General features: G+C 44.7%; 9 protein-coding genes. 7 read left to right on the forward strand and 2 right to left on the reverse strand.

Going from position 1 to position 23,910, the window contains the following annotated elements; translation table 11 throughout:
- Positions 1-9 precede the first annotated feature (9 nt).
- The 4 genes from QUA71_RS01070 to QUA71_RS01085 all read left to right on the forward strand — a co-directional run bounded on the left by QUA71_RS01070 (position 10) and on the right by QUA71_RS01085 (position 9,166).
- Positions 10-519 (forward strand): hypothetical protein, encoded by a 510-nt coding sequence (locus tag QUA71_RS01070; RefSeq protein ID WP_333281143.1) that lies wholly within the window; start codon positions 10-12, stop codon positions 517-519.
- Positions 520-1,332: 813 nt separating this feature from the next.
- On the forward strand, positions 1,333-6,033 hold the full coding sequence (locus QUA71_RS01075) for a response regulator (protein ID WP_333281146.1): 4,701 nt from the start codon (positions 1,333-1,335) through the stop codon (positions 6,031-6,033).
- A complete protein-coding gene (locus QUA71_RS01080; protein ID WP_333281149.1) occupies positions 5,999-8,026 on the forward strand; it encodes an adenylate/guanylate cyclase domain-containing protein in 2,028 nt (675 codons plus the stop codon). Before QUA71_RS01075 ends, QUA71_RS01080 begins: the two co-directional genes overlap by 35 nt.
- Before the next feature lie 249 nt (positions 8,027-8,275).
- A complete protein-coding gene (locus QUA71_RS01085; RefSeq protein ID WP_190658379.1) occupies positions 8,276-9,166 on the forward strand; it encodes an alpha/beta fold hydrolase in 891 nt (296 codons plus the stop codon).
- A gap of 583 nt (positions 9,167-9,749) precedes the next feature.
- Here the strand turns inward: QUA71_RS01085 and QUA71_RS01090 are convergent.
- Positions 9,750-10,631: a Cof-type HAD-IIB family hydrolase gene (locus QUA71_RS01090; RefSeq protein ID WP_333281157.1), complete on the reverse strand. Its 882-nt coding sequence runs from the start codon at positions 10,629-10,631 to the stop codon at positions 9,750-9,752.
- 355 nt (positions 10,632-10,986) lie between these two features.
- On the opposite strand from QUA71_RS01090, the gene QUA71_RS01095 reads away from it, so the two are divergent.
- The 3 genes from QUA71_RS01095 to QUA71_RS01105 all read left to right on the forward strand — a co-directional run bounded on the left by QUA71_RS01095 (position 10,987) and on the right by QUA71_RS01105 (position 19,280).
- Complete coding sequence (locus QUA71_RS01095; protein WP_333281160.1) at positions 10,987-16,515, forward strand: ATP-binding sensor histidine kinase; 5,529 nt, start codon at positions 10,987-10,989, stop codon at positions 16,513-16,515.
- A gap of 48 nt (positions 16,516-16,563) precedes the next feature.
- Entirely contained in the window at positions 16,564-17,976 is a 1,413-nt protein-coding gene (locus QUA71_RS01100) for an adenylate/guanylate cyclase domain-containing protein (protein WP_333281163.1), read from the forward strand.
- An 83-nt stretch (positions 17,977-18,059) separates the two neighbouring features.
- The gene (locus QUA71_RS01105; RefSeq protein ID WP_333281166.1) at positions 18,060-19,280 is read left to right on the forward strand and encodes a heparan-alpha-glucosaminide N-acetyltransferase domain-containing protein; all 1,221 of its coding nucleotides are present in this window, start codon (positions 18,060-18,062) and stop codon (positions 19,278-19,280) included.
- A 125-nt stretch (positions 19,281-19,405) separates the two neighbouring features.
- On the opposite strand, the gene QUA71_RS01110 is transcribed toward QUA71_RS01105, so the two are convergent.
- The gene (locus tag QUA71_RS01110) at positions 19,406-23,293 is read right to left on the reverse strand and encodes a PAS domain-containing protein (RefSeq protein WP_445243741.1); all 3,888 of its coding nucleotides are present in this window, start codon (positions 23,291-23,293) and stop codon (positions 19,406-19,408) included.
- Positions 23,294-23,910 lie beyond the last annotated feature (617 nt).

Raw genomic sequence — 23,910 nt, forward strand, 5'->3', positions numbered from 1 at the left:
AACCTGTATATGCAACAACTAAAAACAGTCTGGCAGTCCGGCAGCAGCCACCCCGAAAATGCTGACAACCTCCATAATATCAGTGAGTGGTGGGGCAACCTCAACGGCAAAGAAATTAGCTGGGTAGAGCGACTAATTCCGCAAATCGGCGGTTTGAGCGAAATTCACTGGCACCCCCAGCGTTTTGACGAAACATTTGTGATAGTCAATCCCGAAATTCGGGAGCAAACTCTCTATTGGTCCACACCCGATTCTCCTGTCCAACGTAACAACACTGTTGACAAATTAGAACTTGACAACTTGCAACAGCAATTGTACATCTATCCTCAGTTGGAATCGGAACTGGTAATTCGCGTAGGCATTCCCGAAGTTAAATATCAAACACTTGAATTAAACAATCCCGAAATCGCCTTGGGCGAAGATAATATGCTGCTGCTGTGGGAATCTGACCAAGAACTAGAAATTAAAATTTACTTCAGCCATGAAAATTTTGCTAAACTTAAGGAATTGCTGGCATAGAAAAGACGGAGAAAATAGTTGATATGGTAGGCTTGGGGTGCGGGATGAGCGATGTATACTCTTAGTCACCTATAAATATCTTAAGACTTGTGGACGGGTGCGTCGAAACCGAGTTTTTTCACAGCCATACTTCGTTACAGCCTGGGGCAAGGGAGCATCTCATATTTGTAAAAACACTTCTTCTGACTACTTCCTTCTTCCTCTTTCCTTCTTCTTCCTGTCTCCTGCCTCAAAACTCCAATTTCTAGCTTGGTTGCTTTCGTTGAGATGCTCCCTGGGGCAAGAGTAAAAAACCCGGTTTATTCGCCTCGCACTGCGTCCAGGTATGTATATGTGCTAAAACTTTTTGAAGATGGCAGCAAAATGTCAAGAAACTTGCGTTACCCTCCTGGGATATTTAATGCTAAAGTCAAGTAAAAAAAACTGTCCCCGGCGGCTCAACCTGGTTGTACAAAAATACGTTGTCGCAGCCCTTGAACAAAGTTAAAAAACCCGGTTGCTTTGGTGTGGAGTGCCTAAGCGATGATTGTTTTTCCACCAACTTAATTTGGACAGCAAATAAGGGGATTTTTGTGGGCAATTAAATATAATTAAAATACGGTTAACTTTAGTTGCTAACTTAAGACTAGCAACTAATAAGTTAAAAGTAGAGAATGTGCGTTATTTGATGAACTAATATCTAAAATTACTCTTTTTGTTGGTGAGGTCAAAAAGTGTTTAATAAAAAATAATTACGATCGGAAAGGAATCGCTAAACTTATTAAATTATCAACCTGCTGCTAGCACTAAAAAATTCACAGTAATCAGACAAAAATGATATTAGATAAAGGAAATATTCAAATTTTAATTATTGACGATCAGCCCCAAAACCTGCGGTTTATATCAGACATATTGACGAAAGAAGGGTATAAAGTTCAGCGGGCAATTTCGGGAGAAATGGTGGTTAATGCTAATTTAACCGTCCTCCCAGACTTAATTTTGCTGGATATTGCCATGCCCAAAATGAACGGCTATGAAGTGTGCGCCCGACTGAAAGCTAACGAAAAAACTAGAGAAATCCCGGTTATTTTCTTGAGCGTTTTTGAGGAAACTTTTTACAAAGTCAAAGCTTTTGAAGTCGGCGGTGTTGACTACATTACTAAGCCTTTTCAAGTGGAAGAAATTTTAGTGCGGCTCGAAAGTCAATTGACTATACAACAGCTATCCAAACAATTAAAACAGCAGAATGCCCAACTGCAACAAGAGGTAGAATTTCGCAAGCGAACAGAACAATCACTCCGGGAAAGCAAAGCACGGTTGCAGAAATTGGCAGTCAATATACCGGGAGTTCTTTATCAATTTATAAAGAAGGCAGATGGAAGTTTCAAGTTTGAATATATTAGTTATGCTTGTCGGGATATTTACGAATTAGAGAGTGAAGAAATATTAAGAGATCCCGAATTTTGCTTCTCTCAAAATCATCCAGATGACCAAGATTATCTGGTCAAAAAAATTGCTACTAGCGCCCAAACTTTAGAACCTTTTGCCTTTGAATGGCGGATTATTACACCGTCGGGTAAACTCAAATGGCTGCAATCTAATTCTCGGCCAGAAATACGCGATAATCGCGATATTGTTTGGTATGGCGTAGTTTTTGATATCAGCGATCGCAAGCACGCAGAAATAGAAATGGCTGGAGCTAAAGCTGCTCTAGAACGGCGAGTTCAGCGAGAATTGCTGATTGCAAAAATAACTCAAGAAATTCGCTCAAGCTTGCAGCCAGAACAAATATTTCAAATAGCTGCAACTCAAATCGGTCTGGCATTCTGCGCCAATCGCTGTTTGATTCATACTTACGTTACTACTCCCCAAGTGGATATTCCTCTGGCGGCAGAGTATCTCGAACCCGAGTGCGAATCTATTCGGAACGTACCTGTTCCAATTTGGGGCAATCCTCACGTCATACAAATGATGATACAAGATCTGCCGATCGCCTCCAACAATGTTTATTCAGACCCTCTGTTGCTAGCTGTTCAACCGATTTGCCAGAAGGTTGGGTTAAAATCAATGCTGGCAATTCGCACTTCCTACCAAGGCATGGCAAACGGCGCTATCTGTTTGCACCAGTGCGATCGTTACCGGGAATGGACTTCCGAAGAAATTGACTTATTAGAAGCTGTGGCGGCTCAAGTAGGGATCGCTATCGCTCAGGCTAAACTGATCGAACGAGAAAAAAACCGAATTCAGCAGCTCGATCGGCAAAATAAAGTGCTGCAAGCAGAAATTCGCACCCGTGTCCGCGCCGAGCAAGCTTTGCAAGAATCTGAAACAGAATTGCGGGCGATTTTTGCCGCCATGACTGACACAGTTTTAGTGAGAAATGCAGAAGGACGCTGCATCAAAATTGCCCCTACAGCATCAACAAATTTGGTGAAACCTCCCAGCGAAATGATTAACAAAACCGCTCATGAAGTCTTGCCGCAACCTATAGCAGATTTAGTATTAAATGCCATCAAACAAGCTCTAAAAACGAAGCAAACCCTCAATGTTGAATATAGCTTTAAAATCGGAGAGCGCGAAGTTTGCCTAGACGCTAAAGTTTCTCCGCTTACTCCTGATTCAGTAATTATCGTAGCCAGAGATATTAGCGTTCGCAAACAAACAGAATCCGCACTCAGACAGAGCCAGCACTTCATTCAAGCGATCGCCGATTCCAACCCGAACCTATTGTACGTTTACGATTTAATTGAACAGCGGAATGTTTATACCAACCGACAAATTTCGACGATACTTGGATACACCGCCCAAGAAATACAAGATATGGGTACAGCAATGATGCCAACGCTGCTCCACTCCGACGATTTGCCAAACTTTTTTGAAAACCTCCACAAAGTAGATCAAGCCAAAGACGGTGATGTCATTGAATGTCAATACCGCATGAAACACAAAAACGGTGAATGGCGATGGATGCACACTTGGGATACAGTATTTCTCAGAACAGCCGATGGTAGACCCAAACAAATTCTCAGCACTGCTAATGACATCACAGACCGCAAATTAGCCGAAGAGAAACTTCTAGCATCGCAGCGAAGAATCTCGTTTTTATTGCAGCAAACGCCGATCGCCATTATTGAGTTAAACCTCAATTTAGAAATTATTACTTGGAATCCCGCCGCAGTTGCTATTTTTGGCTACAGTGAGCAAGAAGCGATTGGTCGAGTCGCCTCCGATTTTATCGTACCTGAAAGCTACCACCCGCAATTATCTGAGATTTTCAATCATGACTTGAATGCCAAATCCAGCGGCACTACCGAAAATCGGACTAAAGACGGCAGAATTATCATCTGCGAGTGGTACAATACTCAGCTAATTGACGATAACGGTACAGCGATCGGCATTGCTCTAATGGCTGTAGATATTACTGAACGCAAGCAGGCAGAAACCGAACTGCAAGAAAGTGCTTTACGACAAAGAGCGATCGCCCGCATCATTGAAAGAATGCGGCAGACTTTAGATATCCGAGAAATTTTTTACGCCACAACCCGAGAATTGCGCCAAACCATGAAGTGCGATCGAGTCGCCATTTACCGTTTCAATCCAGACTGGAGCGGCGAATTTGTAGCCGAATCCCGTGACCACAAGTGGGTTTCTTTCATCCAAGAACAGGAACTCGATTCTCACTTTACTGAAGGCGCTTTAGACAGCGAACGTTGCGTTGTCAAAGAATTAGATAGCCCCTCACAAGAAATACAGGATACCTATTTGCAAGAAACCCAAGGCGGAGTTTTCAGCCGAGGTAAAACTTACCTTTGTGTCCCAGACATTTACAAGCAAGGATTCGATATTTGTTACATCAATTTGCTAGAAAAATTTCAAGCTAAATCCTACATTATTGTGCCAATTTTCTGCGGCCAAACGCTCTGGGGATTACTAGCATCCTATCAAAATTCAGCTCCCCGCCAGTGGAGCAAAGCTGAAATCAACGTTGTAGTTGATGTAAGCACTCAGCTAGGAGTAGCATTACAGCAAGCGGAATTGCTCGCCCGTACTCAAAGGCAGTCAATGGAACTGATTAAATCCAAAGAAAACGCCGAAGTTGCCAACCGCGCCAAAAGCCAATTTCTAGCTTCCATGAGCCACGAACTCCGCACACCTCTCAACGCCATTCTCGGTTTTTCCCAAGTCATGGCCCGCAACAGTTCTATCACGGAAGAACAAAAAGAATACATAGAAATTATTAACCGCAGCGGCGAACATTTGCTGGAACTCATCAATGATGTTTTGTCAATGTCCAAAATAGAATCCGGTCAAATTACTATCAATCCCAGCCGCTTTAATCTATACAACCTTCTCAACAGTCTCAAAGAAATGCTGCAACTAAAAGCAAACTCAAAAGGTTTGCACCTAATTTTTGAAAATGCCGAGGATTTGCCGCAGTACATTCAAACAGACGAAGCTAAATTGCGGCAAGTTTTAATTAACCTCCTCGGCAATGCGATTAAATTTACTCAACAGGGAACCGTTACTTTGCGCGTCAGCAGCCAAGCTGAAAAAGACGCCACCGAAGAAAACAAATCCCTATTGTCTTTTGAAATTGCCGATACGGGCCCCGGCATTTCTCCCTTGGAACTTTCCACATTATTTAAGCCCTTTGTACAAACCGAAACTGGTCGAAACTCCATGCAGGGAACTGGTCTGGGGTTGCCGATCAGCCAACAGTTTGTCCGGATTATGGGAGGTGATATTGCTGTTGAAAGTCAACTCGGTCAAGGCACAACTTTCAGCTTTAATATCTGGGTTAACTTAGTAACAGAAAGTGATGAACAAGAAAAATCACCGATTAAACAAGTTATTGCTTTAGAAGCCGGACAAGAAACTTATCGGATATTAATAGTTGAAGATGTAGCGGAAAATCGCCAACTGCTGCTTAAGCTGCTGGTACCCCTGGGATTTGAAGTCCGGGAAGCAACAAACGGTCAAGAAGCAATTGCTTTGCATTCAACTTGGAAGCCGCACTTGATATTAATGGATATGCTGATGCCCGTGATGGATGGGTATGAAGCGACAAGACAGATCAAAAAAACTCTAGAAGGTAGAGAAACAATAATTATTGCCCTGACTGCCAGTGCTTTTGACGAGCAGCGGCAAATAATTTTGTCGGCTGGTTGTAACGATTTGATCTGTAAACCGTTTCGGGAAGAGGTACTCTTTGAAAAGATAGCGCATCACCTCAACCTGCGTTATATTTATGAGAAAGAAAACTTATCTACTTCTTTTTCAACACCGACGCTGCTTAAAAGTTTGACCACCGAAGATTTGAGTGTAATGCCCACAGACTGGGTGGTCGAGTTGCACCGAGCAGCACTTTGTGTAGATGACCAGCGCATCCTCGAACTGATCGAGGAAATTCCCGAAACAGAGGCAAATCTCGCTAACGCTTTAACAGATTTAGTCGATAATTTTCGGATAGATATCATTATCGATTTAACTCAATTATATTATGATGAACGACCATCCATTACCAGTGACTCCTAAAGACATTCTGATCGTTGACGATATGCCGGATAATTTGCGACTTTTATCCACTATGCTGACATCTTACGGGTATCATGTCAGGAAGGCTATTAACGGACACTTGGCTTTGCAAGGGGCACAAATATCTCCTCCCGATCTAATTTTACTAGATATTAATATGCCGCAAATGAACGGGTATGAAGTTTGTGAGCAGTTAAAGTTCAGCGAAAAAACTAAAGATATTCCGGTAATTTTTATTAGTGCGCTAGATGACGTGCTGGAAAAAGTTAAAGCTTTTCAAGTAGGAGGAGTGGATTATATTACTAAACCTTTTCAAGTAGAAGAAGTCTTAGCCCGCGTCCAAAACCAACTTTCCCTTCGTTCGCTGCAATCCAAACTGCAACTGCAAGCTACGGAACTGCACGATCGCAATTCTAGATTGCAGGAAGAAATTGCAGAACGGCAGCGGGCTGAAGAATCAATCCGGTTTTTGCTGGAAACTACGCGGGCGATCGGCGAAGCTGTAGACTTTCACTCAGCTTTAGAAGTAATTCTGCACCATGTTGGCGAAACAATCGGATGGGATGTAGGAGAAGCTTGGATTCCCGATGCAGAAGGAACTGTGCTGCAATCTGCCCGGGGCTGGTATGCCAGCAACCCCAGCATGGAATCGTTCCGCAAGCAAAGCGAACAACTGACATTTGCCCGGAATATAGGGCTGCCGGGACGAATTTGGGCATCCAAGCAACCGGAATGGGTAGAAGATATTTCCAAGGGCTACCCGCATTTTTTCCGAAGTCAGATAGCACTAGAACTCGGATTCAAAGCGGGTTTTGGCGTGCCGATTTTGGTAGGCGATGAAGTATTGGCAGTGCTAGTTTTCTTTAAAATTTCGTCGGGTGGGAAAGACGCACGATTTATAGACGTTTTTAATGCAGTCGGCACTCAATTAGGTTCTTTAATTCAGCGCAAACAAGCAGAAGAATTGCTGCGTATTGCTCAAGAAAAATATCACAGTATTGTAGAAAATGCGATGGAAGGCATTTTTCAAAGCACGCCTTCAGGAAGCTATCTCAGCGCTAATCCAGCTTTGGCCAAATTGTACGGTTACGAATCCCCAGAAGAACTGATGTCCGACATTAAAAATATTGCTCAGCAACTGTATGTTGACCAGGAACGCCGCGTCGAATTCGTGGCTGCTATGGATGCTGAAAATGCCGTTTCGGGGTTTGAATCTATGGTATGCCGCAAAGACGGGCGGCGGATTTGGGTGTCAGAAAATGTCCGGGCTGTTCGAGATTCAAAAGGTGAGCTGCTCTACTATGAGGGTACTGTTTCGGACATTACCGAGCGCAAATTAGCACAAGAAGCCCTAAAAGTTCAACAAGAACAAAGCGAGAAGTTGCTGTTAAATATTTTGCCAAAACCAATAGCAGAACGTTTGAAGGCAGAGCAAAGCACGATCGCCGACAGTTTTGCCCAAGTAAGTGTTTTATTTGCTGATATTGTTGGCTTTACTGAGTTGTCTGCTAGAATGTCTCCCACCGAGTTGGTCAAGCGCTTGAACGTAATTTTTTCCCACTTCGACCAGTTAGCTGAAAAGTACGGGGTGGAGAAAATTAAGACTATTGGCGATGCTTACATGGTAGTCGGGGGATTGCCTACCCCGAGACAGGACCACGCCGAGGCGATCGCCCAAATGGCCCTGGGAATGCAGGCAAAAATAGCAAAGTTGTGCGCCGAGACAGGGGAAAAACTGGCAATTCGCGTCGGCATCAATTCCGGGCCGGTGGTTGCGGGAGTAATTGGTGTGAGCAAGTTCACTTATGATTTGTGGGGAGATACGGTGAATGTAGCGGCGAGGATGGAAGCTACGGGTTTTGCAGGCAGAATTCAAGTTACTGATGTTACTTATGAGCTTTTGAAAGATAAGTATTTATTTGAGAGGCGAGGCGTGATTCCGGTAAAAGGTAAGGGGAATATGATGACTTATTGGTTGCTAGAAAAAAACTAAAAATGGGAATTGGGCATGGGGCATTGGGCATGGGGCATTGGGCATGGGGCATTGGGCATGGGGCATTGGGCATGGGGTATTACAACAAATAACAAATAACCAATAACCAATAACCAATAACACATAACCAATAACACATAACCAATAACACATAACCAATAACCAATAATTCATGACTACTGACTACTGACTACTGACTACTGACTTCTGCTATGATGAAAGTAGTTAACGAAACTTTACATAATAGCCGTGACTGCACAACAATTAGTATCTGCAACGAGTTTTGAAAAGCTAATTTGGACTTGGAAAGGTCACAAAATCCAATATACCGTCCAAGGAACCGGCCGCCCTCTGATCTTGATTCACGGATTTGGGGCTTCGATCGGACATTGGCGGCAAAATATCCCCCCACTAGCGGCCGGTGGCTATCGCGTATTTGCTTTGGACTTGCTGGGATTCGGTGCTTCCGCCAAACCAGCCCTAGATTACACTCTGGAATTGTGGGAAGAATTGCTGAGAGATTTCTGGGCGGATCTGGTACAGGAACCGGCGGTATTTGTCGGGAATTCGATCGGCGCTTTGCTGAGTTTGATGGTAGTCGCCAACCATCCAGAAATATCAGCAGGTGCAGTCTTAATCAACTGTGCTGGCGGGCTCAACCACCGGCCCGACGAACTGAATTTCCCGCTGCGAGTAGTAATGGGGACTTTTACTAAATTAGTTCGATCGCCCCTGATTGGCCCCTTTATGTTCAACAACATCCGCCAAAAACACCGCATCCGCAACACCCTGCGCCAAGTCTACGGGAACCGCGAAGCCATCACCGACGAACTCGTAGAACTCCTCCACGCCCCCTCCTGCGAGCCCGGAGCTCAACAAGTGTTTGCCTCGATTCTCACAGCTCCTCCAGGCCCTCAACCGTCAGAATTGCTGCCCAAAGTCGATCGTCCGTTATTGGTACTTTGGGGCGCAGACGACCCGTGGACGCCAATCGCCGGCAGCCAAATTTATCAACAATTGGCCGCCAACGATAAACCAGTGAAATTTGTTTCCATTCCCAACACAGGCCACTGTCCCCACGACGAGCGGCCGAGTGAAGTCAACGCTCTGATTTTGGACTGGCTGCTGGAAGTGAAGTAAAATTTTTATGCTGAATCCAACCCTTGGGCGATCGACAAAAACCCCTGCCTTACAAAGGTTCAGCCTCGCTCCACCGCACCAGCACCCCGGCAGCAGCCGACTCAAAAAACAATTTTTGTAAAAAGTATTGACACAATTTACTGAGTCAGCTATATTGATGGACGTGTGAGGAGCGAACCAGTAAGAGCACCGAGACGAAACACGGCCAGTCGTCGGTGCTCTTTCTGTTGGAACCCATTTTTAAGAGTTTGAAATTATCTATAAATTCACATCCAGAAGATCTGTAAGCCCGCCCCGCTTTCTTCATTTCTTCCTACCCTTCGGGAACGGCTTCGCCGAACGCGTTCTTAGCGTCTTCGCGGTTCGTTAAATAAATATTCGGATGTTGCAAACAAAGTAATTGACTGGACTTAATCTCGAAAAATCCGAAATTGTGGATTTTTTTTATAATCAAAATTTGATTGCATAGAACTCAAAACTAGAGAGTTATATAATAATAAATTGTCGCTGGGTCGGGGCGAGTTGATATACATTTTTTCCAAATGTCGCTAAACCCGCCCCTGCGGTATTCGTGCTACAAATATCAACGATCGCCCAAAACAAATTGTTCGATCGCAGCCGCCACCCCATCTTCCTCCACATCCGGCGCCACCCAATCAGCAGCAGCCTTCACCGCATCAGGAGCATTGCCCATTGCCACGCCCACACCCGCGTAGGCAATCATTTCTACATCATTAAAATTGTCGCCGATCGCCATCACGTTCGCCGCCTGCAAACCCAAAAGTTCCTCCGCTAAATACTGCACCGCATCTCCCTTATTCGCCAAAGGATGCGTAGCTTCAAAAAAAGTAGCAACGGATCGAGTCAAATAAAGCTCCGCAGGCGTGTAGCGCTGCCGCATACTGCTGAGCAAGCCGTCGAGTACCCCCGGATTCTCGCACAAAGCCAAAACTTTCGTCGGTTCCCCCGGAAGATCTCGCCGCAAATCTTTAATCACCATTGGTTCAATGCCCGATCGTTCGGCATAAATTCGGGTAGCTGCGGTAATTTCCGGCACGTAAAGTTGATCCTCAATGTAGAAATGGATCGAAAGGAGCGGTCGCAAATGCGGTTCTTCAAAATAATCTAACAGTTGCAGAGCAGTTTGTTTCGACAGCGGCAAGTGCCGCAGCCGTTTTTGAGTAGCGTGATCTTGAATCCACGCGCCCTGGTAGCAAATCAGCGGCAATGTTGAGCCGATGTCGCGGTGAAAACGCAAAGCTGAGCGGTACATCCTGCCCGTAGCGACGGCCACTTTCACTCCCCGCGACTCGGCAGCCAAAATTGCCTGCTTGACTGGTTCTCGGATGGTATTTGACAAACCTGCGATCGTGCCGTCTATATCCACTACCAGCAATTGAATGTCTGCGGTGCCAAAAGCGCGATCGGTCGCATTAGCTGGATTTGAGGCAGTTATATTCTGCATGATTTTTTTAGATTTTAGCTGTTGATTTGCAAGCACCCATTTATTTTGCCACTGGCGGGATAGCAAAGTGCGACTTCTGATTTTTTGAAGACTAAAATATAGATAAGTAAATAAGCGACAAAAAAAGTATCTAGGAGGGCCCTTTGGGGAGGGATTTAGCTCAGCTATATAATAGTAGCCAGTTTACTGCCGTAAAAACCACACTCGCTCGCGATGTGTATTTCCACTTACTTAATAATACTTGTGGCAAAAAAGAATGCAACTGTAGGTGTGATCCAAAACCTTATGTCATCAATCATTCCCAATCTAACATTTAAAATTGTCTAACCAGATATTTAAAATTACCCCAAATATCATGATTTCTATCCCTGGATACCGCATTGACGAAGAACTTTATACAAACCCTCACACAGTTATTTATCGAGGGATGCAGCTTGAGGAAGAAAAACCTGTTATCCTCAAAACTCTCACGCCGACATACCCTACCCCAGCGCAAATATCCCAACTCCTGCACGAATCCGAAATTCTTAAAAATTTGAGTTTGCCCGGAATAGTCAAGCTTTACAAAATAGAAACATACAATCACTTTCCTGTTTTAGTTTTAGAAGATTTTGGTGGCATTTCCCTAAAAGACTTTCTCAGCAACAACCAGCTAGAGTTACAACAATTTCTGCATATTGGCATCAAACTAGCAGAAACTATTGGGCAACTTCACGAACACCACATTATTCACAAAGATATTAAACCCAGCAATATTATTGTCAATATCGAGACAGGAGATGTCAAGATTGCTGATTTTGCGATCGCCTCCCTGCTACCGGGCGAAAACCCCGCCCCCAGCCATCCCCATTTACTCGAAGGCACTCTCGCCTATATGTCTCCTGAACAAACGGGACGCATGAATCGGGCGATCGACTACCGCACTGATTTTTATTCTTTAGGCGTCACCTTTTATGAAATGCTTTGTGGCGAATTGCCTTTTCAGGCGATCGATCCCATGGAATTAGTACACTGCCATATTGCTAAAACGCCAGTTTCTCCTTGTGAAAACAGAAAGCAAAAAGTAGAAAACAGAAGCATCGAAGGCAGAATCAATCAAGTAGGAACCAAAGAGATTCCTCAAGTCGTTTCCGATATCGTCATAAAACTCTTAGCAAAAACAGCCGAAGACAGGTATCAAAGTGCTTTCGGACTTTTGTACGACTTGGAAAATTGTCTCGCTCAACTGCAAACAACAGGCCAAATTTCCCACATAATCCTCGGCGAACAAGATCAGTCAAGTCACCTGCAAATTTCGCAAAAATTTTACGGGCGAGAAGCAGAAGTTAATATGCTTCTCAGTATTTTCCAGCGGATGAGGCGAGGCAATACAGAAATCGTGCTGATTTCTGGTGGTGCAGGTGTGGGCAAATCGTCGTTAGTATATGAAGTTTACAAGCCGATTCGGCGGGAAAACGGGTATTTTATTGACAGCAAATTTGAGCAATTTAAGCGCGATATTCCCTACGCTTTTTTGCTCCAAGCTTTTCAAGATTTGTTACGGCAAATTTTCACAGAGAATGCCGCACAAATTCATGTTTGGAAACAAAAAATTTTAAAAGCACTCGGCGGCAACTGCCAAGTAATTATTGAAGCTATTCCCGAAGTAGAACTGATTGTCGGGCCGCAGCCCCCCGTGCCCGATTTAGGAGCCAATGAATCTCAAAATCGCTTTAATTTAGTATTTCAAAACTTCATCCGCGTTTTTGCTCAAAAAGAACACCCCCTAGTAATTTTCCTCGACGACTTGCAGTGGGTCGATTCAGCCTCTCTCAAGTTAATAGAACTGGTAGCAACTGACCTAGAAACTCAATATTTATTGATAATTGGAGCTTATAGAGAGCAGGAAGTAGATGCAAATCATCCCCTAATGCTGACCGCCGAAGCAATTAAAAAAGCAGGCGGAACTGTGAGGGCGATCGCCCTTCCGCCGTTAGATATAAGCAGCGTCAACCAATTCGTTGCCGATACTTTGAACTGCGCCCCAGAAAAATCCCTAAGTTTAGCAGAATTGCTTTTCCGAAAAACCGCTGGCAATCCATTCTTTTTAACTCAATTGATTAAATTTCTTAACTCAAAAAACTTAATTTACTTTAAACTTTCACCCTCGAATAATTTGGTCAAGCTAGCTAAATCTAACCTGTCGGGCTTAGCGCAACCAATCTCAGAGCAAATTATGAAAAAATGCCATATCACAGGCGAGTGGCAGTGGGATATCGAACAAATACAAGAAATGGGAATAACTGACAATGTTGTCGAATTAATGATAGATAACATTCAGAAACTTTCAGAGGCTACCCAGGAACTGCTTAAATTAGCCGCTTGTATCGGAAACAAATTTGATTTAAAAACTCTCTCGACAATCGCCGAAAAACCTCTGGCGTCCGCAGCAACCGACCTCGGTGAGGCACTTCAGTCCGGTCTGATTTTGCTCGTGAATAACGCCTACAAAATGCCGATCGCACTAGCAGCAAGCACAGAAGTAACAGACACAATATCTAGAGACTTTACCGATAAATTTTCCCTGCCAGTGGCTGATATTTTGAGCGCAACTTACAAATTTTTGCATGAGCGAGTGCAGCAAGCAGCTTATGCTTTAATATCCGATTCTCAAAAACAAGAAATTCATCTAAAAATAGGCAGTTTTTTATTACGCACTGCACCACCAGAGCAATTAGAAGAGCATATTTTTGATACCGTAAACCAACTAAATTTTGCCAAAGAAATCATCAGCAGCCAATTAGAACAATTTCATTTATGCAAATTAAATTTAATTGCAGGCCGCAAAGCAAAAGCAAGTGCAGCTTACGAACTTGCCCTGAAATATTTAACCGCAGGTATTGAACTGCTGCCCCCGGAAAGTTGGGAAACTGACTACGAATTGACTCTTGCACTCTACGAGTCAGCAGCAGAAGCTGCTTACCTCAATACCGACTTTGAGCCAATGGAAAAATGGGCGAGAATTGTCCTGCAACACGCAAAAAATGAACTAGACAAAATCAAAGTATTTGAAATCAGAATCATAGCTTGTGCGATGCAAGCCAAACTCCAAGAATCGGTAAAAATTGGTCGCGAAGCACTAAAAATGTTAGGAATAAACTTTCCCGAATCGCCGATTCCCCTCCACATTCAGCAAGCACTGGCTAAAACGGCAGCTTATTTAACAGGAAAGAAAATAGAAGATTTAATTAACTTGCCGATTATGACAAATCCGCACAAGCTAGCAACTATGCGCGTGCTTTCCAGTATGTTTTCAGCTACATTTATAGTTGAACCTGTGCTGCTGCCGCTGATTGTGTGCGAGCAAGTGAATTTATCTATTAATTACGGAAACTCTACTTTTTCTGCTTTCGGTTATGCTAATTACGGAGCAATTTTAAAAGGAATAGTTAGAGATATTGAATCTGGCGATCGCTTTGGTCAATTAGCTTTAAATTTGAGCGAGAGATTAAATGCGTTAGAATTCAAAAGCAAAACGCTTAATTTAGTAGCATTCATTTTGATGAACGGCAAGCATCACGTTAAAGACTCTTTGCCGCTATTAGAGGACGCCTATCAAAGCGCGCTAGAAAATGGGGATTTAGAATGTGTCGGATATGCAGCCGTAAATATTTGTCAGTCTTTGTATTTCATCGGTCAAGAATTGCCACAACTGGAACGGAGAATGGTAAGTTACAACCATTTGCTGTTTCAACTCAAGCAAGAAACTGTCTTGAATTGGAATCAAATATATCGGCAAACTATTTTGGAATTGATGGGAAAATTGGAAAGTGCACACCTTATATTAGATGAAGCATACAGCGAAGAAAAATTGTTGTCGCTGCTGTTGAAAGCTAACGATCGGGTGGGACTACAGCACTTTTATGTGCAAAAATTAATACTAGCGTATTTATTTGGGGATACCGCTACAGCGCTAGAAAATGCAGCGCAAGCCGAAGTATATTTAGACGGAGTTGCAGGTTTTATTAATGTTTCTGAATACCAGTTTTACGATTCTCTAGCCCGCCTAGCAGCCTATCCATCTGCGACAGATGAGGAACAAGAAGAGCATATTTTTTACGCTGTCAGTAACCGGAACAAACTGCAACAAAAAGCGCTTTTGGCGCCCATGAATCTTCAGCACAAATGCGACTTACTTACGGCAGAAAAAGCGCGGGTTTTGGGCAATGTTGTGAGAGCAATGGAATATTACGATCGCGCAATTGAAGGAGCCCAAGAAAACGGATACATACAAGTCCAAGCACTAGCAGCAGAATTGGCAGGAGCATTTTATCTATCGATAGGACGAGAAAAAAGTTCTAAAACTTACTTGACAGAAGCGCGTTATTGCTATCAGCGCTGGGGAGCAACAGCCAAAGCAGCGCATTTAGAATCGAAATACTCGCACTTGCTAACTTCAGGCTCGATTTCAACTAATATTGAAACTCACAAATCTACCAGCAGCGCTTCCACTACGAACGACAGTGCAGGCGTGCTAGACTTGACCACAGCAGTTAAAGCATCGCAAACCTTAGCCGGCGAAATAGTTCTAGACAAACTGCTGGCAAAAATGATGAAAATTGTTATTGAAAATGCGGGGGCGCAAACAGGCTTTTTAATACTAGAAAAAGATGGTCAATGGGTGATTGAAGCATCAGGCTCTGTAGATGTCGATCGCGTTGCTGTCATGCAATCAATTCCGATAGATTTTGTAGCCGACGATCGAGAAGTAACTTTGCTGGCCGTTGCAGTTGTGAATTACGTCGCCCGCACCCAGCAAAGTATAGTTTTAAACGATGCCAGCCGCGAAGGACAATTTACTCGCACACCCTATATAATGGCTGTTCAACCTAAATCAATTCTTTGCACTCCGTTAATTAATCAAAGCCAACTCACTGGTATTCTATATTTAGAAAACAATCTGACTACAGGCGCTTTTACACAAGATAGGTTAGAAATATTAAAACTGCTGTCATCTCAAATTTCTATCTCCAGCGAAAATGCCCAACTTTACGCCAACTTGCACCAATTCAATCAGAATCTCGAAAATTTAGTACAGCAGCGTACCTCCGAGCTCTCCCAAACTTTAGAAGACTTAAAATCGGCTCAAAATAAACTCGTAGAGTCGGAAAAAATGGCTGCGCTCGGCGGGTTGGTTGCAGGTGTTGCCCACGAAATCAATACTCCCATCGGCATCGGCATCACCGCCGCCTCCCTGCTTGCTGAAAAAGCCACAAAGTTTTTTGAGGTTTACAGTAACGGCCAAATAAAACGTTCCGAGTTAGAAAAGTTTCTGGATACCGCCATGCAAAGCAGTAATATGATCTTATCTAACCTCACGCGGGCAGCCGACTTGATTCACAGTTTTAAAGAAGTAGCTGTAGATCAGTCGAGCGAGTTAAAACGCACGTTTAATGTTAAAAACTATCTAGAGGAAATTTTGACATCCTTAACAGCCAAACTAAGAAGAACTAAGCACAAAATAGAGATTAAGTGTGATGAAAATATTGTAGTGGACAGTTACCCCGGCGTAGTGTGTCAAATTGTGACAAATCTGGTGTTGAATTCCCTAATTCACGCCTACGATGGAGAAGACGAAGGCGTTCTGGCTTTTGATTTCAAACTAGAGGGCGATCGGCTAATATTTGAATATGCCGATAACGGCAAAGGAATTGACCCAGAAAATCTAAGTAAAATTTTTGAACCGTTTTTTACCACCAAAAGAGGTCAGGGAGGCACGGGATTGGGACTGCACATTATTTATAACCTTGTTACTCAAAAACTAAAAGGCACAATTAACTGCACAAGTCAAGTAAATAAAGGCACAAAATTTATGATTGAATTTCCCGCTAAAATGAGCAATTAGTTATTAGACCGCCAACATGGATATAAGTTTTATATAGGAGAACGATATATGTCAGAAGCTAGTAAAAACCTGTTGGCTGCAGGCGATGAGGAATTAATCGCGGCGGGCGACGATGAATTAATATTTGCAGAAGAAGACGAGGCGGAACAAAAACCCCTAGAAGACAGTTGGAAAATATTAATTGTAGATGATGAAATAGAAATTCACAATATTACTAAACTAGCGTTAAACGATTTTAAATTTGAAGGAAAAAGTATAACGTTTATCAGCGCTTACTCAGGGAAAGAAGCTAAAGAAATAATCCAAAATAACTACGACATAGCATTGATTTTACTCGATGTAGTTATGGAAACAGAAGAAGCAGGCTTGGAAGTAGTTAAATACATCCGCGATATTTTAAATAATCAAATTGTGCGAATTATTTTACGCACTGGACAGCCCGGGCAAGTACCAGAAGATGTAGTAATTGTCAGCTACGATATCAATGATTACAAAACCAAAACAGAACTTACTAACAAAAAATTATTTACCACAGTAGTCACCGCACTGAGAGCATTTAGATCGCTCAATCAAATCGAATCCAGCAAAAGCGAACTAGAAAAAATTGCAGCCGCATCAGCCCGTTTTGTACCCCGTGAATTTTTGAAGTTTCTCAAAAGAGAAAGCATAGTTGATGCCAGACTAGGAGACTCTGTACAAGCAGAAATGACGATTATGTTTGCCGACATTCGCTCATTTACAAGTCTGTCAGAAAGTATGTCTCCCCGAGAAAACTTTGAATTTATTAACTCTTACTTAAGCCGAGTTGGCCCAGTTATCCGCGAGTACAACGGTTTTATAGATAAATATATTGGTGACGGGATTATGGCTTTGTTTCCTAACAGGGCTGAAGATGCTGTGCAAGCAGCAATTGAGATGCAGCAGCAAGTGAAGATTTATAACAAACACAGGCAAAACAGTGGCTATCAACCTATTTCGATAGGGATTGGTTTGCATACGGGGACTTTAATGTTAGGTACGATTGGCGAAGCGGAACGAATGGAAAGTACGGTGATTTCTGATGCCGTTAATTTAGCTTCCCGCGTGGAAGGATTGACAAAGCTTTATGGGGTGGCTATTGTAGCTAGCGTCCAAACCCTTTGCCGGATAGACGATCCTCAACATTACAAGTGCCGATTTCTCGATCGCGTTCAAGTAAAAGGAAAACAAACACCTGTTGCTGTATTTGAAATTTACGATGGCGACTCGCCGACAATGATCGAACTAAAAGCACAAACTCAAACTTATTTTGAACAGGGAATTTTTTTTCACTACCAGCAGCAATTCGCGCAAGCAAGGCAAATGTTTCTGCGCGTCCTGCAAGTCAACAAGTATGATAAGGCAGCAGCTTTTTATGCAGAACGCTGCGAGATGTTGATGAAGAATGCAGTCATTATGACTCTGGAAGGAATAGAAATTTAGTTAATGGGTAATAGGTAATTGATAATTGGTAATTAGTAGTTTTTCTGTCTTCCCTTTTCCCTCTTCCTTCTCTCTTCTCCCCCATGCGCTTCAAATCCCTTGATGTTTTTCGCGGAATTGCGATCGCCTCGATGATTCTAGTCAACAACCCCGGCAGTTGGGAACAGGTGTATCCACCGCTAGAGCACGCAGAATGGCACGGCTGCACCCCGACAGACTTAATATTTCCGTTTTTCTTGTTCATCGTTGGCTGCGCGATGTCTTTCTCGCTGTCTAAATATATTCAAAATTATCCAAAAACCGGAATAGAAACCTCAAAAATTACACAAATAAAGCAAAAATCAGCATCCGCCAAAAACCCTCTTCCTTCTTCCTTATTCCTTCTTCCTTATTCAAATATTTACTGGCGAATTGCGCGCCGCGCCGCGATTTTATTTATATTAGGATTGCTGCTAAATACATCTTCGATCGCCCTTGACGTACTTCTCAACAGCGCCCCGCTTGAAAACTTCGGTAAAATCCGCATCATGGGAGTATTGCAGCGCATCGGCTTAGCTTATTTCATCAGTGCGATCGCCATTCTCAACCTTTCCCCCCGCAATCAAAAACTGCTGGCGGTTGCCGTACTTTTGGGCTATTGGGCTGCACTCACCGTATTTGCTGTAGGGGGGTACACTGCCGGCGAACTCACGCCAGAGGGCAATTTAGGGGGATATGTCGATCGGCTAATTCTCGGTAGCCAACACCTGTACAAAGGCGGCCCCTTCGACCCCGAAGGATTGTTGAGTACCTTACCCGCAGTTGTCACAGTCCTGATCGGCTACTTTACAGGAGAATGGCTGCGCGTACAGCCAATCAAAACCCGCACCAGTATCAACTTAGCAATCTGCGGCCTCAGTTGCGTGGTAATCGGCCACTTGTGGGGATTTTTATTTCCGATCAACAAACAACTGTGGACAAGTTCCTATGTAGTGTTTACCGCTGGTTGGGCGTTGCTATTACTAGCAGTTTGCTACGACACAATAGAAGTGCGATGTTGGAAATGGGGGCGACCCTTTGAAATCCTGGGATTGAATGCTATTTTCCTGTTTGTTGCTTCCGGTATTGTCGCGAGAATTCTTCTAAAAACCCATATCGGTACTGGTGAAAAAGCTCCAACAACTTACACTTGGATTTATGAAAACTGGTTTGTGCCGTGGGCGGGGCCGCTGAATGGTTCCCTAGCATTTGCCGTGACTGCGGTCTTATTTTGGTGGTTAATTTTGTATGGAATGTACCGACGTGGTTGGGCGATAAAAATTTGAGTGGTTTGGTATGTATTGGATCTACCTCTTTTCTGGGTAGCGCCCGATCTACTTGAAAAGGCTTTGGGTATTGTCGGTGAATACCACGGCAAAACTCGGGCTGACTATATTGTTTAATTACAAAATTAACTACAAGAGCATACTAATTCGGTGACGATCGCAATCACTGCCTCTGGATCAATAGGTTTGGCAAGGTGACGTTGAAAGCCTGCGGCGATCGCTTGCTGTAGATCCATCTCTCCAGCATAGGCTGTGAGGGCGATCGCTGGAATTTGTCCGCCTTGCTCGAGCGGCAGGCTACGAATGTGACGCATCAACATATAGCCATCCATTTCTGGCATCCCAATATCACTGACAACGATCTCTGGAACCGCTTGGGACAATGCTTGCAGTGCTTCAGTTGCACAGGAAACGCTGGTGACGCTCGCCCCCGCTTGTTCTAAAACAAACGCCACAAACTCGCGTGAGTCTGCCTCATCATCCACGACTAAGACATGAATGCCGCTTAAATCTCCGGCGGTTGAGTCGGATGGCTGCTCGATCCCTGGCAATTCCTGAGAGCGAGGCGCAAGCGGAAGCCGAACTGTAAACGTAGCTCCTTGTCCTTCACCCGGGCTATCAACCGCGACTGTTCCCCCGTGCAATTGCACAATTTGCTGCACGATTGCCAGTCCTAATCCCAAGCCGCCAAATTTGCGGGTGGTGGCTCCATCTTCTTGCCGGAAATGCTCGAAGACATAGGGCAGGAAATCAGAGCGAATCCCTTTTCCAGTATCGGTAACTTGAATTTGAGCGTGGGTTTCATCCAAAGTGAGGGTGATAGCGACTTGTCCCCGCTGAGGTGTGAATTTGACTGCGTTAGACAACAGATTCCAAACCACCTGCTGCAAGCGCCCAGCATCGCCGATTACGATGCCAACACTGGGTAAAATCGTTGTGTCAATTTGAATGGCTTTCGCTTCTGCGGCCAAGCGAACCGTTTCTAGGGCTTCTGAGATAACTTTACTCAGATCGACGGGCATCACGGTTAAAATCAGTTTGTCGCGCAAAATCCTAGAGATGTCGAGCAAATCGTCAATGAGTTGCACTTGGAGTTGCGCGTTACGCTCGATCGTCTCTAATGCCATTGCGGTTTTTGCCGCGTCCAATTTTCTCTGCTGCAATAGTTTTGACCAGCCGAGAATCGGATTGAGTGGCGATCGCAATTCATGGGACAGCACCGCCAAAAACTCATCTTTGATTCGGTTAGCGCGATCGGCAGATTCTCGTGCAACTTGCTCTTGCGCCAGCATTCGTTCCAGTTCAGTTTCAGCTTGCTTTTGCTTCGTGATATCACGTGAAATTGCTAAAAGTTGCGTCACTTCTCCAGTGGTATTCCGCACGGGTGTGATAATGATGTCCCACCATTTTGGTGTGCCCTTGCAAGTGGGAAGATAGCCTTGCAACTGACCGACGTTGCCCGCTTTGGCAGCCGCGATCGCCGCCTTGGCATTTTCATAATATTGACCTTGCCAGATATCTTGCCAACTGGTGTTTAGAACGAGTGACGGATCGTCGATTTCCAACAAGCAGAATCCGCCTGGATTGATATAGACGATTTCGCTATCGAGCGTTAAGACTTTAATGCAATCTTGGCTGCTTTGGAGTATGCGTTGCTTTAGCTCCTCACTGTCTCGCAAGGCTGCTTCGGCGCGGGCGCGTTCGACTGCAGCCCAAGTGCGCTCGGCCACTTCTTCGGCCAGGGACACCTCGTCCAGTGTCCAGGCTCGCGGCTCGGATGTGTGGATTGCCAGCCCCGCTACGAACTCGCCCTCCTTGACCAGGGGTATGCCGATGTATGCCCCAATCTCGATCGCGGCGTAGGCCGATCGCTGATCTGGAGATAGGTTGGGATCTGCTTCCACATCAGATGCGGACACGGCGCGACCACTGCGGTATGCTGCGAGCAGCTTCGGCCCGAACGAATCAATCGAATAGTTGCCAGCCATCCCTAAGGCTCCATTGACGTAATCACGCTCAACGACGTAATCAGCACCGCGAACCTCAAAGTACGCCACCCGGTTGGCGCCGAGATATTCACCCAGCACACGGCTGGCCGTAGCCTGAATCTCCACTGGGTCGGCAAGCGGACGCAGCGCGTCGGCGAGAGAAACACGGAAAGCATCGAATTCGCCGGCTCGCTGCAAAATTTCTTCTGCCCGTTTGCGTTCGCTTGTATCAGTGAACAAGAGGGCAAACTGATGATTTTGCGGTTCGCCGACTCGAAAAGCGTTGACATCAAACCACTGATTCATCGCAGCGGATTGATTCTCAAACCGCACAGATTCACCAGTCTGCACGACTTTGCCATAGATATCAAACCAGTGCGCTTCCAGATCTGGAACCAGTTCCCGCACCGTTTTCCCGACTGCATCCTGAAGTCCCGTCATCTTTTCAAAGATCGGATTGACTTCCAGAAAGCGATAATCAATCGGTTCACCGTTCTCGTCAAACAGCATTTCGCAGAGGCAAAAGCTTTGGTCGATCGACTCAAATAAAGTGCGGTAGCGTTCTTCGGATTGACGCAGGGTTGCGGCAGTTTGAATCTGCTCGGTAACATTGTTGAAATAAACGGTGATGCCATTTGGCGCTGGGTAGGTGCGAACTTCATACCAACGATCGTGATCCGGGTAAAACGCGGTCATTGACGCAGCCACACGATCGCCCATGGCGATCCAGTGAATCTGCTCCAAATCATTGCCAATCAGTCCTGGATATTCTTCCCATAAATTCTTGCCAATCAAACCCCTTGGAGTGCGATCGAGCAGTGTCGCGGCAGAGCGATTGACGTAGGTGAACCGCCAGTTTTCATCCAGGGCAAAAAACGCTTCAGCGATGCTCTCCAGAATATTCCGAGTCTGCTCCTCGCTTTGGCGCAAGGCTTGCTCTACCCGTTTGCGATCGGTGATGTCTCGCATCACGCCTGCCACTCCTTCTACAGCACCGTTTATGCATAAAAGCGGCACGAAAATGTATTCATAGGTGCGCGTGCCGATGGCGCTAGTGTAGGGCGTTTCGTCTTTGAGCAACTGGCACGTCTCGATGACTTGTTGAATCTGATGTTGAAGTCGGGTCGCTAAATCGGTTGGATAATCTAGCTCGAAAAAATTCTTTCCCAGAGCTTCATCCGAAGTTTTCTGCCAAAGAGCGAGCAACCCCGGGCTGATATACGTGAACCGTCCCGCCAAATCAAAGGTGTAAATAAAATCGGGAATTGCAGTTACGATCGCATCGAAGTTCCGCACTTGCTGTTCGAGTTCGGTGCGGCTCTGGCGTAATGCGGCTTCTGCACGGGCACGCTCGATGGCTGCCCACGTCTGCTCTGCGGTTTCCTCGACTCGTCTCACCTCATCTTCCCTCCACGGACGAGGGTTTGCCTGATGCACCGCCAACAACGCGACAAATCGAGCGTTCTTGATCAGCGGCACATCAATATGTGCAGCAATATCAATCGCTTGATAACTTGCCTTCTGGCTTGCTGTGTATTTAGGGTTGTTTGCCACATCGGGAACGATCGCTGTTCGCCCCGCTCGATGGTCGTCTGTCAGGTTGCGTCCGAAGTCTTCCAGACGGTACAGCCCACTCAATTCGGCAACGCCGTTCGTGTAGTTTTTATGAACGATGACCTCTTTGCCGCCTGGTAACACTTCGATGTAAATGACGCGGCTTGCTCCTAGAGAATCCCCCAGAATGCGGGCAGCGGTTGCCTGAATCTCATTGGCATCACTCAGCGGGCGTAGCGCATTGGTGAGCCTGACTCGAAACGCATCGGCTTGGGCAGCTTGGCGCAAGGCATCTGTTGATGGGCGCTCCTGCGGCAGAAGATTAGATTCTAGCTGCGTCTTTTCCGGGTGCTGAGTGCGATCGAGTTCGGTCAACAGGATTTGCCAAGCCGTTTTCAGGCTGTCCGACCAGGTTTCGACCGCCCCCAGTGAAGTTTGCGACCAATCGTGCGATCGTATCCGCATCGCCATCTCGCTATCGCCTGCAAATAAATTTTTAGGAGCAGCCTCATCTACCAAATCACTCACACACTATACCTCGCTTAAAAATACTGAGCTAAAAGCTGTTTGCTGCCCTCTCGAATGACGATTGAATAGGATTGAGCCTGTTCCGCAACCAGCGTCCGAATTTGCCTTAATGCCAAAGGTGAGGGTTAAATCCATTTATTTGGCCAACGCTTAATCGTTTCTCTTAGAAGATTTCATACAGTTTAAACACATCGTATCTCTCCTACTCAATATCTGTCAAAAATTAGACAGGCAGAGCTCCCTTAAAAATAGTTCCGACACTGTTTAAGCAGCCTTGATTAAATTGTGGAAAGTTAAAGTCTTTGCGAAAGTGACGATTATCAGTTCTTCTACTTAAAAAAAAAACTATAACGACAACTAAGATTTGTAAATTTAACTTTGCCCTAAACGAGCCAAATAGCTGAAAATAAAACCCCTAAAAACTTCTTTGGGGTTGACTAATTCCTGGTATTTGTTGTAAGATTGATTGAATAATAATCATCAGTAAATCTGAAGAGGTTGTGTGTTTTTTTAGCTTAACCTAAAAGAGTGCTTTTTTTTCTGTTTGTTTTTAAATCCGA

The organism is Microcoleus sp. MON1_C5 (assembly GCF_036701875.1).
Lineage (GTDB): Bacteria > Cyanobacteriota > Cyanobacteriia > Cyanobacteriales > Microcoleaceae > Microcoleus.

What these genes read in the sequence shown, in the direction of transcription:
- QUA71_RS01095 (WP_333281160.1), top strand. Translation starts at nt 10,987, where the DNA reads ATGATTTCTATCCCTGGATACCGCATTGACGAAGAACTTTATACAAAC.
- QUA71_RS01090 (WP_333281157.1), bottom strand. Translation starts at nt 10,631, where the DNA reads ATGCAGAATATAACTGCCTCAAATCCAGCTAATGCGACCGATCGCGCT.
- QUA71_RS01080 (WP_333281149.1), top strand. Translation starts at nt 5,999, where the DNA reads ATGATGAACGACCATCCATTACCAGTGACTCCTAAAGACATTCTGATC.
- QUA71_RS01100 (WP_333281163.1), top strand. Translation starts at nt 16,564, where the DNA reads ATGTCAGAAGCTAGTAAAAACCTGTTGGCTGCAGGCGATGAGGAATTA.
- QUA71_RS01110 (WP_445243741.1), bottom strand. Translation starts at nt 23,293, where the DNA reads ATGGCGATGCGGATACGATCGCACGATTGGTCGCAAACTTCACTGGGG.
- QUA71_RS01070 (WP_333281143.1), top strand. Translation starts at nt 10, where the DNA reads ATGCAACAACTAAAAACAGTCTGGCAGTCCGGCAGCAGCCACCCCGAA.
- QUA71_RS01075 (WP_333281146.1), top strand. Translation starts at nt 1,333, where the DNA reads ATGATATTAGATAAAGGAAATATTCAAATTTTAATTATTGACGATCAG.
- QUA71_RS01105 (WP_333281166.1), top strand. Translation starts at nt 18,060, where the DNA reads ATGCGCTTCAAATCCCTTGATGTTTTTCGCGGAATTGCGATCGCCTCG.